Annotated in this window: 15 protein-coding genes, 1 pseudogene, 1 riboswitch and 1 other annotated feature; of the genes and pseudogenes, 2 read left to right on the top strand and 14 right to left on the bottom strand. The window is 43.1% G+C overall.

Annotation, left to right across the window (positions count from 1 at the left end):
* Positions 1 to 244: 244 nt before the first annotated feature.
* From AB4114_RS21370 to AB4114_RS21385, 4 genes are all read right to left on the bottom strand, one after another.
* Entirely contained in the window at positions 245 to 1,354 is a 1,110-nt protein-coding gene (locus AB4114_RS21370) for a GNAT family N-acetyltransferase (protein WP_441990260.1), read from the bottom strand.
* A 47-nt stretch (positions 1,355 to 1,401) separates the two neighbouring features.
* Positions 1,402 to 1,482: riboswitch (ZMP/ZTP riboswitch) on the bottom strand.
* 70 nt (positions 1,483 to 1,552) lie between these two features.
* Positions 1,553 to 2,161: a LysE/ArgO family amino acid transporter gene (locus tag AB4114_RS21375; RefSeq protein WP_441990261.1), complete on the bottom strand. Its 609-nt coding sequence runs from the start codon at positions 2,159 to 2,161 to the stop codon at positions 1,553 to 1,555.
* Between the two features lie 61 nt (positions 2,162 to 2,222).
* Positions 2,223 to 3,128 carry an aminoglycoside phosphotransferase family protein gene (locus tag AB4114_RS21380; protein ID WP_441990262.1) on the bottom strand — a complete coding sequence of 302 codons (906 nt, stop codon included), beginning with the start codon at positions 3,126 to 3,128 and terminating at the stop codon, positions 2,223 to 2,225.
* A 342-nt stretch (positions 3,129 to 3,470) separates the two neighbouring features.
* Positions 3,471 to 4,379 carry a DUF3221 domain-containing protein gene (locus tag AB4114_RS21385; protein WP_441990263.1) on the bottom strand — a complete coding sequence of 303 codons (909 nt, stop codon included), beginning with the start codon at positions 4,377 to 4,379 and terminating at the stop codon, positions 3,471 to 3,473.
* Positions 4,380 to 4,553: 174 nt separating this feature from the next.
* On the opposite strand from AB4114_RS21385, the gene AB4114_RS21390 reads away from it, so the two are divergent.
* Positions 4,554 to 4,964, top strand: coding sequence for a DUF1801 domain-containing protein (locus AB4114_RS21390; protein ID WP_441990282.1), 411 nt, complete (start codon positions 4,554 to 4,556; stop codon positions 4,962 to 4,964).
* A gap of 40 nt (positions 4,965 to 5,004) precedes the next feature.
* On the opposite strand, the gene asd is transcribed toward AB4114_RS21390, so the two are convergent.
* The 6 genes from asd to AB4114_RS21420 all read right to left on the bottom strand — a co-directional run bounded on the left by asd (position 5,005) and on the right by AB4114_RS21420 (position 11,980).
* Complete coding sequence (gene asd / locus AB4114_RS21395; RefSeq protein WP_441990264.1) at positions 5,005 to 6,090, bottom strand: aspartate-semialdehyde dehydrogenase; 1,086 nt, start codon at positions 6,088 to 6,090, stop codon at positions 5,005 to 5,007.
* 156 nt (positions 6,091 to 6,246) lie between these two features.
* Positions 6,247 to 6,507, bottom strand: a binding site (T-box leader).
* Positions 6,508 to 6,567: 60 nt separating this feature from the next.
* The gene (locus AB4114_RS21400) at positions 6,568 to 7,656 is read right to left on the bottom strand and encodes a hypothetical protein (protein WP_441990265.1); all 1,089 of its coding nucleotides are present in this window, start codon (positions 7,654 to 7,656) and stop codon (positions 6,568 to 6,570) included.
* A gap of 119 nt (positions 7,657 to 7,775) precedes the next feature.
* The gene (locus AB4114_RS21405) at positions 7,776 to 8,459 is read right to left on the bottom strand and encodes a TetR/AcrR family transcriptional regulator (protein WP_441990266.1); all 684 of its coding nucleotides are present in this window, start codon (positions 8,457 to 8,459) and stop codon (positions 7,776 to 7,778) included.
* Positions 8,449 to 9,606 (bottom strand): FAD-dependent oxidoreductase, encoded by a 1,158-nt coding sequence (locus AB4114_RS21410; protein ID WP_441990267.1) that lies wholly within the window; start codon positions 9,604 to 9,606, stop codon positions 8,449 to 8,451. Before AB4114_RS21410 ends, AB4114_RS21405 begins: the two co-directional genes overlap by 11 nt.
* Before the next feature lie 615 nt (positions 9,607 to 10,221).
* Positions 10,222 to 11,502, bottom strand: coding sequence for an L-cysteine desulfidase family protein (locus AB4114_RS21415; RefSeq protein ID WP_441990268.1), 1,281 nt, complete (start codon positions 11,500 to 11,502; stop codon positions 10,222 to 10,224).
* Between the two features lie 169 nt (positions 11,503 to 11,671).
* On the bottom strand, positions 11,672 to 11,980 hold the full coding sequence (locus AB4114_RS21420; RefSeq protein ID WP_441990269.1) for a hypothetical protein: 309 nt from the start codon (positions 11,978 to 11,980) through the stop codon (positions 11,672 to 11,674).
* Positions 11,981 to 12,141: 161 nt separating this feature from the next.
* Between AB4114_RS21420 and AB4114_RS21425 the strand changes: the two genes are divergently transcribed.
* Positions 12,142 to 13,308, top strand: a complete 1,167-nt coding sequence (locus tag AB4114_RS21425) for a stalk domain-containing protein (protein ID WP_441990270.1) — start codon at positions 12,142 to 12,144, stop codon at positions 13,306 to 13,308.
* 82 nt (positions 13,309 to 13,390) lie between these two features.
* Here the strand turns inward: AB4114_RS21425 and AB4114_RS21430 are convergent, their stop codons facing one another.
* From AB4114_RS21430 to AB4114_RS21445, 4 genes and pseudogenes are all read right to left on the bottom strand, one after another.
* The gene (locus AB4114_RS21430) at positions 13,391 to 13,930 is read right to left on the bottom strand and encodes a VanZ family protein (protein WP_441990271.1); all 540 of its coding nucleotides are present in this window, start codon (positions 13,928 to 13,930) and stop codon (positions 13,391 to 13,393) included.
* A gap of 37 nt (positions 13,931 to 13,967) precedes the next feature.
* Positions 13,968 to 14,837, bottom strand: a complete 870-nt coding sequence (locus AB4114_RS21435; RefSeq protein ID WP_441990272.1) for a M15 family metallopeptidase — start codon at positions 14,835 to 14,837, stop codon at positions 13,968 to 13,970.
* Positions 14,838 to 14,921: 84 nt separating this feature from the next.
* Complete coding sequence (locus AB4114_RS21440; RefSeq protein WP_441990273.1) at positions 14,922 to 16,022, bottom strand: ATP-binding protein; 1,101 nt, start codon at positions 16,020 to 16,022, stop codon at positions 14,922 to 14,924.
* Positions 16,015 to 16,218: pseudogene (locus tag AB4114_RS21445) on the bottom strand (winged helix-turn-helix domain-containing protein); the annotation flags it as partial. The gene AB4114_RS21440 and the pseudogene AB4114_RS21445, both read right to left, overlap by 8 nt.
* Positions 16,219 to 16,237 lie beyond the last annotated feature (19 nt).

A 16,237-nucleotide genomic window follows, 5' to 3' on the forward strand; every position in this document is an offset into this window, starting at 1 on the left:
GATACACTCACTCTTGGCTCCTACAGTTCCCTAAATTGGCAATGGTTACGCCTGCGACAACTAGCCCTACCATTCTAAGAACTTTCCCTCAACCATTCAAGGAACAAAATCCGCTATTTCATAGAACGATTTACTGATTTATCAGATCAAAGATCGATTTTCTCACGTGCAGAAAGCAAAAGCTGCCCTCAAAGTAGATAATTCTACTTGTAGGACAGCTTTATTAGATATGCGATTACACTACTTATTCAATTTCACGTTCATATAAATTAGCGCTCCAACCGCGGCCATCATATCTACCACGATGAATGAAATCAAGGCTGCGATAATAGTCATTCAGTGTTGGATTATCTGCCATACAGTCTAAACGCAGCCAGCCTTTGCCTTTGTTCTTTATATAATCTGCTGACCAAGCTAGAAACCTGCTGCCGAAACCCTCTCCTTTATATTTTCGGGACACGACTAAACGGTGTACGTAACCAGCATCATCATGGAACAAGTCTCCCCAAATCTCTTCGAAATGCCATTGGATGGAAAAACAACCAATCAACTCACCGTTCTGACACGCGACAAATACTTCTTGATCATTTATAAAAGTTGTTAAATAGGCATTGTTAAAAGAATCCTCTCTCCACTGTGTGAATCCCTTCGACAATTGAATCCACTGAGCTGCTTCAACAAACAACTTCTGAATTGCATCTAAATCTTCTATTTGTGCTTTCCTTATCATAAATAAATCCTTTTGCTGCAGCGCTGCGGTAAACTCGTCTTTGCGCCAATGGTACTCAATCTTTGAAGCAGTAGCGAGGGCTCTCTCTTCACCAAATAGTCTAGCAACGACATAAAGAGCAGCATCGAATCCCGCGGTAACCCCAGCGGACATTACAATTTTCCCGTTATCAATGTACCTTACATCTTCGACAATCGTAGCACTAGGTGGTGCAATTTCGCGCAATAATTCAAATGCATTTCGATTGGTCGTCACTCGTAATCCATCCAGCAAGTTTGCTTTCGCCAACAAGAGCGCACCTGTGCAAACAGATAAGACGATTTCCGCGCTAGCAGCAGTATGGCTAATCCATGATGTAATCATTGCGTTGTTCATTTCAGTTCGCGATCCTAAACCACCTGGGACAATCAAAATGTCAGGCAATGGGCAATTGTCTAAGCTGTATTTGGGAAGAATCGTGAGACCACTGACTGTTGTCACAGGTTTTTGCTCTTCGCCCACCGTGTAGACCTTGAAATCCTTGCCCCAATTACTCGATACCCCAAACACATCGAACGGACCGGCAATATCCAATAGATCTACCTTTTCATAAATGAGGACTGCCACATTTCTAGCTCGTTCCATTCCATTCTCCTCCTTGAAATAAAAAAAGTATTTGATCGATTGATCAAATACTTTGCCCAGGCGAACGGCTGTTATGGAATATGTGCTCCCCCGTAGTGATCTACGTTTCGCCAGTTACACATACCAAATATTCCCTTAATTATATTCGGTCATAACTGTGAAAATCAAGAAAAATTTCTTCGACCATGCCATATTTGGTTAGATTAATTGTGTAATTAAATAAACGGAAGTCACCCACATGATTATCGCTGATACTTTATTGAGATACGTCATAAATGTGTTCGATTTATCTAATTTCCCAACCTGTCTCCCCACGACAGCAAGAGCAAAAAACCAAATCCATGACACAAGTATACAAGCAATTGCAAATACCAGTTTTTCTTTTCCAACATAGTGGATAGAACTTGTCCCAATGACGCCGATCGTATCCAGAATGGCATGAGGATTTAGGAGTGAAACCGATGCAGCAAACGCGATCTGCTTCTTAGGTGATAAAGCTTTTTCATCGGATGACGTGTTGGCAGGTTTACTTTTCCAAGTCACAATCCCCATATAGATCAGGAAAAGTATGCCTAGTACGAAAAGCACGAACTTGATAGCAGGTATCGTGACAATAACGACGGATATACCTAAAATAGCCAAAGTAATCAGTGCAGTATCGCAAAGTGCTGCTGTGAGAACGACCGGTAATGCCCTAACTAAACGTGGTTGTGTCACACCTTGATTAAAAACAAATACATTTTGAACACCTAACGGTAAAATCAGACCTGCTGATAAAAGAATTCCTTGGAAGATGGCAGTAAGCATGATGTATTTTCTCCTATCTACAAATCATCGTAAACATATATTCAAAGGGAACGTAGATGCGCTATTCGCATCGCGTCAAATGCTCACAAAGCACCTCATCAATCGCACGTCGGGATATAGCGGCTAATCCTGGGTTCTTATCTATGTAGTAAGCGTAAGCAATTAACCCGAATGAAAGCGCCCAGCCGCGTCCTCGCGACCATGTTGCTTCATCGACTGTTAGCAAAGAGCGGAATTCCTCTCTGCTTTCAGTCGTGAGAAATGTCCATGCAACCATGAGGTCGCAGGCAGGATCGCCTACACCCAATGTACCGAAATCGATCACGGCACTTAATCGTCCCTGTTCTATAAGAAGATTTCCCGGATGTAAATCTCCATGGATCCAAACGCCCTGTCCCTGCCATACGGGAGCTTGAAGTGTCAAGTCCCATACAGCCTCTGCCACGGCAGGGTCGATGATTGTGTTCAAGCTTGCGATTGCATCTCGAACTGCCGCATCACGCATCGCCAGAGGCTCACCCCTGCCAGAATTGTGAGAACCTGAGGCTGGCCCACCAGTAGGATCGATTGACTGCATAGCATTAACGAAATGCGCAAGAACTGTTGCTGCTTGGTTATAGCTGTCTACTTGTCCAACTGTCGCATTCTCGCCATCGAGCCAACTATACACAGACCAGTACCATGGGTAGTCTTCGGTGGGAACGCCTTTTGCTAAAGGTACTGGAATGGATATCGGGATCATCGGGGCTAGCTTCGGCAGCCAACGCTGCTCTTTTTCCACTTGTCCAATGGCCCAATCTGCTCGAGGTAATCGAACAGCCATATCATCACCAAGCCGATAGATCGCATTGTCTGTTCCTGCTGAATCCACAGGTCGGAGAGGCAGCTCTGCCCATTGTGGAAATTGTGAAGAGATCAGTTGTTGCACGAGTGTTAAGTCAATAGCAATCTCTTTCGATTGGCTCATTCGAACACGTCCTTTGGAGTAATTCAAGATCATCACATTAACCACAATAGCGACAGCGACAGCTCCAGCAACCCAAGCCCCAGCAACAGCCTAGGCACTCTGCTTAATGTAAATAGATGGAAAATATGCAGCTAATATTATGCTATTTTTCACCTTATTTGAAATAACTGTAAAAAGTACAGCTATTTTCATACATAACCACCGAAATCAACTGAATCGAGAGAATTAGAAGTACTTTTTCCATCTAAATTCTAAATTTCGCCCTAAACTGACAAAATAGCTGGAGTTTTTCCAGTTAATCAATAATTTCTCTCTGTCCACCTCGACTAAATGCCCTTGAAACTAACTATCCACGGCGACCTTTGTCACAAATTTCTCACTACCGAAATCATATCCAGCAAACCAAATTTTCACCAGCTTACCAACCGTTATATCGGAGAATTGTGCTGGGCCGCTTTCCTTTCTTAGTTGTGCGAATGGAAGTAGTTTATATTTCACACCATCAATTTCAATGATACGCTCCACGTTAACGCCTTCGCCAGTTGTAACTACTCCAGTAACCTTACCACTAGCATCACCGGCGCCATTGCCATGTGCGATGATCTCGAGGCGAAGTCCCATTGTTTGACCAGGGTAGCTCGTCAACATCATGCCTTCCGCCCACACTTTAACGGTATCTCCAATCTGAACTTCATTCGATTGCAGCTTCTTCCCTTCAAACTCAATTCGTGCATCGTCTGACATGGTATACCACGCAGCATCAGGCATTTTGTTATCTTGACCAATGAATTTATCGGATGAAACGACCAAAAAACTACCCTTCTCATTAATTGCAGTAATTTTACCAGTCATTCCAGATTGCTCATTAATCGTATAGACGGAAATATTCAGTGGAAACTCGGCACCGATCGCCTCAAATATGGATTGTTTAAGACTTGCCTTCTCTGCATCCGAGAGTGTTTTGGCATGTTCGCCTACGCGGCGCACTTCCAGAAATGCTTCTTTCTCATTGCTATAAGAGGATTGAGGCCTGACTTGATGTTTTTCAAAAACTGCCCCTAACGTAATTAGTTGATTTGTATATTTTTGTAAATCTTCTTTAGATACAGATTTCATCGGTTTAGGCGCTTCTTGGAGCTGAGCAGCTCCTTCATATTGATCCAATCCCTTTCGATCACAGCACCCCGTAATCAGGACCACACTAAGAATCGTACATTGAACCATTGGAACCCAATTTCGCTTTGTCCACATGAAATACTTCCACCCTTCTCCCACGTGATTATATGCAATTCCAGTCGTATGTATTAGACGATCATTTCCTGATAAATGTTTCTATTTCAAACAATATTTTGGTAAAATGATCATGACTCGCCATCACATCGGTATCATCGTTAAGGAGTGTTCACATTGGCATACGAAGCAAAAATGAAAGAAACGGATAGCAGCGTCCTTGAGTTTATCGAAAATGTGGAAAGTGCTAAAAAACGTGAAGACGCTTATCAATTATTAGATATTTTTACAGAAGTGACAGGGTATGAAGCCAAAATGTGGGGTCCAAGCATTATTGGTTTTGGCACTTATCATTACAAATATGCATCCGGTCATGAGGGCGATGCTCCTCTAGTTGGGTTCTCGCCGCGAAAAGCCAAAATCAGCTTGTATTTTGCAACAGGGGATACCGATCGCGAAGAATTATTAATGCAGTTCGGCAAGCACGAGGCTGCAAAAGCCTGTGTATACATCAATAAAGTAGCAGATATCAACGTTGATATCTTAAAAGCTCTAATCAGCCAATCGGTTACATTTCTGCAGGAGCGTTACCCAAGCCATGATTAAATTAAAACAGCAAGCATCCGAGATGCTTGCTGTTTTGATCTTATTTCGCTTGAATATAACCTTCCGCTTTCAGCAACTCAGCGATTAGCACCGCGCCACCTGCTGCACCGCGCAACGTGTTATGCGACAATCCAACGAATTTATAATCAAACATGGAATCTTCGCGTAAACGCCCGACGGAAACGCCCATACCGCGCTCAATTTCGCGATCCAGCTTCGTTTGTGGTCTATTTTCTTCTTCAAAGTATGTGATGAACTGTTTCGGAGCACTCGGCAGATTCAACTCTTGCGGACGTCCTTTGTAGTTCAACCAGCGAGCAAGAATTTCTTCTTTCGAAGGTTTATTCTCGAAAGAGGCAAACACAGTTGCCAAATGTCCGTCCGTTACTGGAACGCGGATACATTGCGTCGTAATTAGCGGAGAGCTCGCTTTAACGATTTCATTATTTACGATATTGCCCCAGATACGCAGCGGCTCTTGCTCACTTTTCTCTTCTTCCCCACCGATGTAAGGAATAACGTTATCTAACATCTCCGGCCAATCTGTGAAGTTTTTACCTGCACCTGAGATCGCTTGATACGTCGAAGCAACCACATTCGTTGGTTTAAAATCTAACAATGCATGAAGCGCTGGAACATAGCTTTGGATAGAGCAGTTTGGTTTTACTGCGATAAATCCAGTCGATGTGCCAAGACGTTTTCTTTGCGCAGCAATGATTTCAATATGAGCTGGATTCACTTCTGGGATGACCATCGGAATATCAGGCGTCCAGCGGTGAGCTGAGTTATTCGAAATAACAGGCGTTCCTGTTTTGGCGTAAGCTTCTTCTAACGCTTTAATTTCATCCTTTTTCATATCAACGGCACAAAAAATAAAATCAACCCCAGTGGCAACTTCCTCCACTTTCGATGCATCTTGCACGATAATTTGCTTCACATTTTCAGGGATTGGCGTAGCTAGTTTCCATCTGCTTTGAACCGATTCTTCATACGTTTTACCAGCGGAGCTGCTGCTTGCTGCAATAGCAGTTACTTCAAACCATGGATGTTGATCCAGTAATTCAACGAATCTCTGGCCAACCATGCCAGTTCCTCCAACAATACCTACTTTTAATTTTCTCGACATGCTATATTCAAATCCTTTCACATTCGTATGATACTGATGATAAGCATCTTAATAGTAAATTCAAACTGCTTATTTCGGTGTGCATAATATTATAGCACGTGCGCAAAGTTTCTTACGCAATAACAAAAAAATCCCACCCCCAAGACTATTGCCAGTCTTAGGGACGAGATTAATATCCTCGTGGTACCACCCAGTTTCACCAATATGTCGCCATATCAGCCTCTTCAAGTACGACAGGCCGAAGCCTTGCGTATACTTTAGCTCTGTAACAGGAGCTCCTGTCACACCATCCCCCATGATTGGTTCCGATGTGCTGCTCTGAGGCTTTGTTCAATAAAGTTCTCTTTACTCCTTTTCAGCGGACGGAGCTCTCTGTGAAAGATTTCATTTATTTACTCATCTCTTCAACGCATTTGTTATTGCGATAATATTATCAAATTACGAGAGGTACGTAAACAATAAATTTTGGAAACTTCATTATTTTACTTCAGTAGCTCCATTGGGATTCCTGATCCATCTAGGCCCTACCCATGTTTCAATTAGAAAACGCTCAGCAAATTTGCTGCGGAAAAGCCCAATGACATGAACCTTTTGCGGCGATAGAACGAACGAAAGTGTACTGTCAGGGTGAGGTGAATCTTGCAGTGAAGTCGACTGCTGTAGAAGCAGATTTGTATCTACTTGTTCAAAGTTGCCGACCTCTTGCAGCTCCAGCTTAATCCATTGTGGTCCACGCCACGTTGCAACCTGAAACCACTTCGTATCTGTTACATGGCTATAAGTTAGCCAATCCTCTTGAACGGCAACGATTCGAACATCCTGAGGTGAGATCATCCCGTTCATCCCCATAGATGTATCCTTGGAGCTATACATAGGCGTATTTTCAAATAATGTAACGACACTTGGAAATCCGGGTTGAGATGGTGGTGTTATTTTCGATGCCTCTTCCTCGTATTTATTCATCACTTTTGCCATAATCGAAATGGCTTCTGCATTTGTCAGATTGTCTTTTGGCCGAAAATGGGTTGTCGTTGCGCTGTCTAACAAGCCCTCTCGATAGGCAGTTTGAACAAGTCCTTGTTGCATCTCCTTAATGTCTTTGAAATCCAAGAAATCTTTACTCGCATCCAGTTGCTTGTAATTCCCACTGCCTTGTACGATGCTAAACGTCAGCAATTTAATTAATCCACCTACTGCCGTCTCGCGGTTCAAGTGTTGTGCATACATCGGTGCAAGATCATAGACATAGCCTCTGATCAGATCATCTTCCTTGCCCTTAGGGAGCTGTACGCCCATCTTAATCATCGTTACCCAGTTACCAATATCAATTGGTTCATCATACCGCGTTGGGTTAAGAACATAGAAGTAGAATGAGTTCCATTCTTCCCTTGTGATCGGCCCTTCCATCGAACTGCCATCTTTATATGGCACGATCAGCTGTTTATAGTTCTTCAATTCAGGTTCAACCCAATGTGACTCTGCCGCGAATGAAAATAATGGAACCATTACTAGCATAAGTGCCATCAAGATGGTTACTTTTTGAACATAAAGACCTAACCTTTTCATACCCATCACTCCAGACATTGTTTGCTAATCAATTAGACGGAGCTATCCACCAATAGTTTCCATTTTACTTATAAAAATAATGAAAAAGGACTGCCCGAGGGCAGCCACTTCGATCTTCTTCATTTAATTTCCGGTTTCCCCTGTAATATGCCTTGCAGAATCACTTCCAACCCCCAACGAAAACGTTCTTTACCTTCCGCAGAGGTCATCTCTTCTTTCAAACCGCTGAGCAATGGGTATCGCTTGGCATCCAGTGTTTGATAAGAAGCTTTAACTGCTTGCAGGGTTGTTCCTACTTGATTGCGAGATGTTTGTTCGAAAGCTACGGAGGACACATACAGAAGCAATAGATCAATTCCCCATGCTGCAGATGTGGCACCGACACCAGCTTCATTCAATTGATGAAGCATATACTCGGTAAGGCCTAGAGAGTTATGCCCAACCGGAATTGTCGTAAGTGCGAGCTCAGCGATTCCTGGCGCATCGAACAGAACCATTAAATACGAGTCTAACACATCGAATAGCCGCGATTGCCAGGTACCTGAATCTGACATTGGGAAAATCACTTCCGCGAGCCCAGCATCCAATACATACGCACTTAGCTCCTGTTGATTGGATACATACACATATAAGGATGATGGGCCAGTATCCAACGCCTTGGCGATTTTCCGCATGCTTAGTCCAGTTGAACCTTCGCTCTTCACTAACCCCAAGGCTGTTTCCACGATGAGTTCTTGACTTAATGGTTCTTTAGCCGGGCGTGAACGACGGCTTACAACTGTTCGAGTTGGTTTAGTGGTCATGATACTGATTCATCAGCTCCATCATTTTAGGTGCGGCATCTTCGCCAAAACATAGCGCAAGATTATCATCGGACATTTTAGCAGATTCTGCTGTGTATGGATACATTTTCTCTTCATAGGCATGAACAGCAGCGCTCAAATCCTGATGCTCAACAATGGACAATGCCAGTTCAGCAGCATCAAGCATCGCCAGATTCACACCTTCGCCTGCAAAGGGAGACATCAAATGCGCGGCATCACCGATCAAGGTAACACCCGGTTTGTGTGTCCATGTAAGCCCGACAGGCAACATGTAAATACGTCTCGGCAAGATTGGACCTGTCGCGGAACTAATGTATGTCGTTAGCGATTCATCCCAATCGCCAAAAAGTTTCAACAACTGATGCTTCGCCTCCTCAGGCTGATTAAACGGAATACCACTTGTTTCAACCCAATCTTGTTCAACTCGAAAAGCTGCATACACACAAAGTCGACCGTCGCCATTCAACTGTCCTAAAATGCCCTTATGATCTGACAAAGCAAACATTTTGCCACGTCGATTAAAAGCTGCAATCTCTGGATGCTCAACAGCTACATTATTTATATATAGTTCAACCATACTAAGTCCTGTATACGTTGGTACTGCATCAGTCAGTAACGGTCGTATACGAGAGAAGGCGCCGTCTGCGGCCACAACGAGATCAACAATATCCACATGTCCATTCTCAAAATGAAGTTCATGCTGGCCATTATCCTTAGGTATGGCTTCGTTTAGATTGTAGCCCCAACGGATGCAAGATGGGTCGATAGCGTTCAGTAATAGCCCACGGAGCGTACCACGATCAATTTCGGGGCGTTCTCCCTCCTTTGAATCTGCCACTTCATCAAGATACACCTTGCCAGTTTTATCAAGCAGACGGAAATCTTCCCCTTCATAGCGAGCTAATGCCTGGAATTGTTCAAGTAGACCAGCTTCTCTAAGTGCTCTTTGTCCCGATTCTGGATGTATGTCTAACGAACCACCTTGCTGACGACTTGCTGGTGATGCTTCACGTTCATAAACCACCGTCTTCACGCCATGCTCCTGCAAAATTCTAGCAAGTGTTAACCCGCCAGGACCAGCACCTATAATTGCGATACGATGTTGTTCATTTTTATTTGTCATCATGGTGTGCACCTCGGTATTAGATTTGGAATGTCATGACTTAGTTATACCATAACGAACACCGTTCGTAAAGTACACCGTTCGCTTTTTATAGCTTCTTTCCCCTATATATCAAAATAAAAGGCTACGCCATCATCTCTAGATGAGGAGATTGGTGCGTATACGATCTGTGTAGAGGCGTGAGATAGGTGAAAATGATAGGTAAAAAATGGTACGATTGGAATACCACTCTCGCTCAGAGGCGCGGTGTCTCTTCACCACACCCAAGTTACTCATGGTCATGGTCATGGTTACACAATCGTAAATTGATGGAAATAGTACAGTTAAATTCGAGCTATTCTCCCTCAAAAGTGGAATAACTGGAAATTATGTAGCTATTTCTGCACTTTCTCTAAAGAACTGGCGAATACTCGAAATATAACTACCTTTTTTCCATCTAATCACTCTTTTCCCCCGTAAGTCGTGAAATTAGCTGTAGAATTTACAGTTAAACAAAGATAGGAGCTTTCTTATCTGCTTCACTTTTAACTGGCACAGGACCAGAGGAAATATTCTTCTTCCAAACATATAAATGCCTATACAAACAAAAAATCCGCCTCGCGGCGGATCATAAACCAACTATATGTTTTTGTTTAACATCATTTCAAGGACGAGTTTATCGATCTCGGATGTGGCTTCATTCCCGATCCGACAGAAGTTGTCGATCGTTTTCTCCGCGTCATTTTCGATAAAGCCATTCGTAGAGGATATGGTCATTCCCTTCGAAGCGAGAAGCGCAGATTGGACCGCCGCACTCGTACAAGTGGCAACTTTCATCGCACAGCCGCCTTTGGCACCATCACACATCATCCCAGTTACATTGCCGAGCATGTTTTGAATGGCCGCTTTAATTTCGTTGATCCCACCGCCGAGTAGATAGGTAATGCCACAGCTTGCACCTGTACCCGATACAGTGACACCGCATAAAGCAGACAATCGACCGAATTTGGATTTGATATGAATCGTAACTAGGTGACTTAGCGCAACTGCACGAATGAGTTGCTCCTCCGAAGAGCCAAGTTTCTCCGCTGCCGCAATAACAGGATTCGTCGCAGCAATACCTTGATTTCCGCTGCCCGAATTCGCCATAACAGGCATGCTCGACCCAGCCATACGACCATCTGACCCTGCGGAAGCAAGCGCCATCGCATGAGAGATAAGATCATCAGACAAAATGCCCCTTTGCACATTCTCTTTAATCGTCTTCCCGACTTGGAGACCATAGTCATTCGCTAATCCGTCTAATCCTGCTTTACGGTTCAATTCAATACTTTGCTTGACCAGTTGGAGTTCAGTGAGATCAACTGTTTTGATGAATTCTACGATCCCATCGATCGTAAGCTCGCCACGTTCCTCTTTGGAACTCTTGAAGCTTGCATTTGCGCAGCCGCCTGATTCTACAACTTGACCATCCACTTCAATCAGCGTGATATTGGTGTGATTATCGGTGATAATCACCTTAGCATAACTTCCTTCTGTGCTCACGATGACTTCAATATATAACTTTCTAGGAGTATCAGCGAGATGAACCACCGATAGGCCACGCTCTACCATGTCCTGCGCCATAACAACATCACTTGGCTGAATATCAGCAAGCACTTCTAATTGCTTGTCCGCATTCCCAGCAATAGCTCCTAAAGCCGCGACAAAATCAATCCCGGTTACATTCGTTCCTGGAATCCCAACGGCTAATGCATTCTTGATGATTCCTGCGCTAGCATGAACGGTAACCTTATTAATAGGACCTTTCACATAGTTTCGAGCCTTCGCTGCAGCCAAGGCGATCGCAACCGGCTCTGTGCAGCCAAGCGCGACGACGAGTTCCGTTTTTAATATGTGAATGAAAGTATTCGTATGCAAAGACGTCCCCCCCTTAATATCTAGTTGTCTATGTCTCCCAAATGATAATCAGAATATACGATAGTTTGTCAGCTAAGTTCAACTACTACTACTATAGCGTAAAAGTATGAGGAGAGTATGTTGTAAATATTAGATAGATTTTTTGTGCAAAACACAAACATTGATGATTTTAACCTTCCGCCACATCTGCTCCCAATTCACTTGCTACCTCTAACATCTTAGGAATGACCGCTTCATTCGTACCAGACACATAAATATCCCCCTGATAATGCCGGAAAGGAATCTTGATTTCCCCATAGCTCCACAGGAAGAAATCCCCCTGGATAGACATGCTGGTGGCGCCAGTCACAGTAAAAACGGATGTATAAGTGAAATCCGGTTGTGTAGCAAAGTATTCTTTACACTCTTCCAATGAAATAGATGGTACGGCTTGTTCATTTTGTTGAAAAGCTCTTGTAATGCGATAGCGTTGACTCATTGTACGCCCTCCGTGAATGTATAGTTTCATCTCATAAATGTAAATCTTGAAGCATGCCATTTTATCGTCCTGGACACAAAGCATTGTAGAACCTACGAATAGTCTTATGATAAGACAAATCTAGCATAATGCCAACTAGAGACAATGGAGTGTGGGTACAAATGGGTAAATGGAAGTCAGGAACAGTTGGATTTATATGTGGCGCCTTGTTTTTTTCAGGGCTTTCCTATGCTGCGACTGATCCAATCGGAATTGACGTTTATTTTCGAAAGCTGCAGTATTATTTCGATGGTGAGATTAAGCAACCCCCTACAGATCTTCAAGGCTTCATTTACAAAAATACGACCTATGTCCCTCTTCGATTTCTTACGGAGTCCTTAGGGAAACCCGTGAGTTGGGATAATGCGACAAGCTCGATCTTTATAGGGGATAAACCCAAACAGATTCCACTTCCAACTAACGATAATGAGAACTCCTCATCCGGCTCTGGAGTCTTACAAGTATTTCCAACAAATAATCCATGGAATACCGACATCTCTGGCTTCCCTGTTCATCAGAAATCAAAGCAGTACATCGAGTCAATCGGCTTTAATACGAGTGTGCATGCTGATTTTGGTACGGAATGGCAAGGGGCACCTATTGGGATTCCCTATACAATCGTAAACGGGGATCAACCGAAAGTAAACGTAACGTTTACGGATTATAGCGATGAAAGTGATCCTGGCCCTTACCCAATTCCCGCGAATGCACCAATTGAAGGCGGAACAAACAGCGATGGCGATCGTCATGTCATCGTGGTCGATAAAGACAATGCTATGCTCTACGAATTGTTCAATGCACGCATCACGCCTAATGGATGGCAGGCTTCGAACGGCGCAAAGTGGGATTTGAACACCAATACGCTTCGCCCTAAATATTGGACCTCTGCTGACGCGGCCGGCTTGCCAATCTTCCCTGGTCTCGTACGATATGACGAAGCCAGTACAGGCGAAATTAACCACGCACTCCGTTTCACGGTTCGGAAGACACAACGTGGATTCATAGCCCCAGCTACGCATTACGCATCGAACAGCACCGATCCTAATCTTCCACCAATGGGTCTTCGGCTCAGGCTGCGCGACGATTTCGATATTTCCGGCTACTCGACGACCAATCAAGCGATCTTGCGAGCTATGAAAAAATACGGCATGATCGTTGCCGATAACGGCAGTGATCTCTACGTGAGCGGAGCGCCTGACCCGAAATGGGACGACGATGACTTGAATGAATTAGGTAAGCTCAAAGGCAGCGATTTCGAGGTTGTGGAGACAGGTCCTATTGAAAAATAAGATAAGGGAAGACAAATAGGCTGTCCTCAAGTAGCTTGCTTTACTTGTAGGACAGCCTATTCTCGCATGTCATCACCTTAGGTTATGTTACCTTCTTTGAAAACGTCATGTGTTGAGATTCAAACATTCGTAGAATAATTGTCTTGCACGTTACGGACAGCTTAAAAATAAAATACCCGAGTAGACCACCCAACCCATTTAGAATGAGATCATCCACATCAAAGCTCCCCATTGAAAGAACAAGTTGTAAACTTTCCAAGCATAAACTTAACCCCACAGACCGCAGGAGTGCACCGAACAATGAAATCTTCTTATGCCGCCATATCAGAACTAGAAACATACCGTACGGCATGAATACCGCGATATTCCCGAACAAATTGACGAGATCATGTGAGGATAAGCTTTGAATGTTATTCGATATCGAAACGAAAGGCTTGAAGTTCGCAAATTCTAACCGATTTTGGATATGCGCTGGATTCTCGATATTCCGCTGAAGTTGATGCCACAGAAAAGCTAAGTCTATGCTACTAAATTTAAATAGAATGACCTTGAACAGTACATACATATAAAAAGCGAATAAAGCCGACAGCAGCATCTCATTCCATATTTTGATTTGTTTCATACCGCAGTCTCACTCTCCTCTAAGTTATGAATTGCTCTCATGGAAGCAAGGTGACGATTATGCCATCCATATTGTTGCCCGATAAGTGATAGGAACGATTGTTAGGCACTTGAATGGTACTATTCTGCGTGATTGGATAATACGAGATCTCGTAGATTTTCCCTTTCACCTTCGTAGTAATGTTCTTTTGTTGTTTTAAATACGCCAAATATTCTTCTAACGACAAGTTCATCTGCTGCATAATCACACTGTGTGGTAAGCCTACATAGCGAAAATGCCAAGGTTCATATTGGATGCCAGTAATCGCTGTTTTGTCCTTGGGATATCGTAAAATAAACCCATATTCCGCGGCATTTCGGATCAACCATTCTCCCTCGGGCGCTTGATTCATATCGGACTGGGTAGAACCTATATCAAGAGCCAATCCTAAATTATGTTCACTATATCCCGCAGGTAAAGCATAATTAGCCCCCATATCTTTATAGAGCTGACCTTGCTCTTGATTGTCTCGATAACCACTATTAATCATAAAATGACGCACACCGTCTTTTTCTGCTGCTTTCATCATCGTTGTAAATGGTTGAATAATGCTTTGTGACAATCGAATCGAGTTATCTAGCAAACCAAATCCTTTGACCAACTCTTTATGTTGAAAAAGATTAAGTACATCAGTGGGTATGCCTACCTGATGAACCGGGTTCTCCTTATTAATTAAAACTAAATTCCCTTGGTAGATCTGATCTTTGGTCAATTTAATTACAAGATCCTTACCTGGGGCAGTTACCACATGTGGACTCATTTCCACTTCCGAATGGTCAACTTGACGATCTGCTTTTGCTGAATGTTGCTGTATAGCTTCATAACTGAGAAGAACGGCTATTACAAGCCAAAAAACCCACTTCTTCATTTCCTGTTTCCCTCCTAAACCTTACTTGCATTTAGAATAAAGAAAACATTTTAAATTAGAAGTGGGACAAATATAAAATTTTTCTTAAACTTCGGTTTTACTTATCGGCAAACGCACTTCAAAAAGCGTACGAATCACATTACTTTGAACGGTAATCGTTCCTCCGTGCTGCTCCACAATATTTTTGGCGATGAAAAGACCAAGTCCTGTACTCCCTCCCTGATGGGTTCGAGCCTGGTCACCTGTATAAAACATTTCAAACAGATGCGGAAGTTCATCTTCAGGTATGCTGTTACCATAATTGATCACTTGAACGACGGCTACTTCCCCATCCCGCTGGCCGTTAATATCGACAAACTGACCGTCTTTTCCATACCGATTGGCATTAGATAAAAGATTTTCAAATACGCGGGCCAGCAACTCTCCATCAGCCGATATTTCCAAGTGCGGAGCAACCTGCAACCTGCTAATCAAATGACTCTTTTCGAAAACAGGGTACATTTCCTCATTCAGTTGAACAAGCAGTTCACTAAGATCTATTTGCTTTTGATCAATGGAAAGCATGCCGAATTTCATTCGGGTTATTTCAAATAATTCATCAATGAGTTTCTCTAATCGTTGAGATTTGTTAAAAGCAATCGTCGTGTAATGCAGCACTTGCTCTTTCGTTAGCTGATCATCCTGCAAAATAAAATCGAGATACCCGATCACGGAAGTAAGCGGCGTACGTAAATCATGTGCCAAGTTCAGAACAAGTTGGTCCTTACTATTTTCCGCAAAATCTCCACGTTCTACCGCTTGCTGCAGCTTCTCACTCGCCATATTGATATCATCGGCAATATCCTTGAACTCATCATTGGAATCAATATGAATACGATTATGAAAGTCACCGCCAGCAAGACGATGAATCCCTGTCGAGATCTCGTTAAAATAAGTGGCATAGCGCTTAGTAAGGAAGAAGAAAAACAATATAGAAAGCGGCACAAACACTATCAAGAAAAAGTTTAAGTCCCCAATCGTGTTAACAAACTGTCGTAATTTAGCTACAGGATCTTCCCTTCGAACACCTGCATAATAAAGCTTCAATACGCGATATAGTATAAAGGTAAATGTACCGGACAACAGCATGCTAAGCCCTAATAAACCGATCATTTTGGATCGAAAGCTGCGTAATAAATTAGCCATTGAATGTATATCCCACACCCCATACGGTTTTGATTAATTTGTTTTTATTGCTATCTTCACCGAGTTTTTTGCGCAGTGTACGAATATGTACCATGACCGTGTTACCACTTTCATAGTAAGCTTCTCCCCACACATGTCCAAAAATATGTTCTGCACTGAACACTTTCTTAGGGTGACTTGCTAAAAGGTACGCAAGTCACCCTAAGAAAGTGTTC

It is taken from the genome of Paenibacillus sp. 2RAB27, from assembly GCF_052115445.1.
GTDB lineage: Bacteria > Bacillota > Bacilli > Paenibacillales > NBRC-103111 > Paenibacillus_E.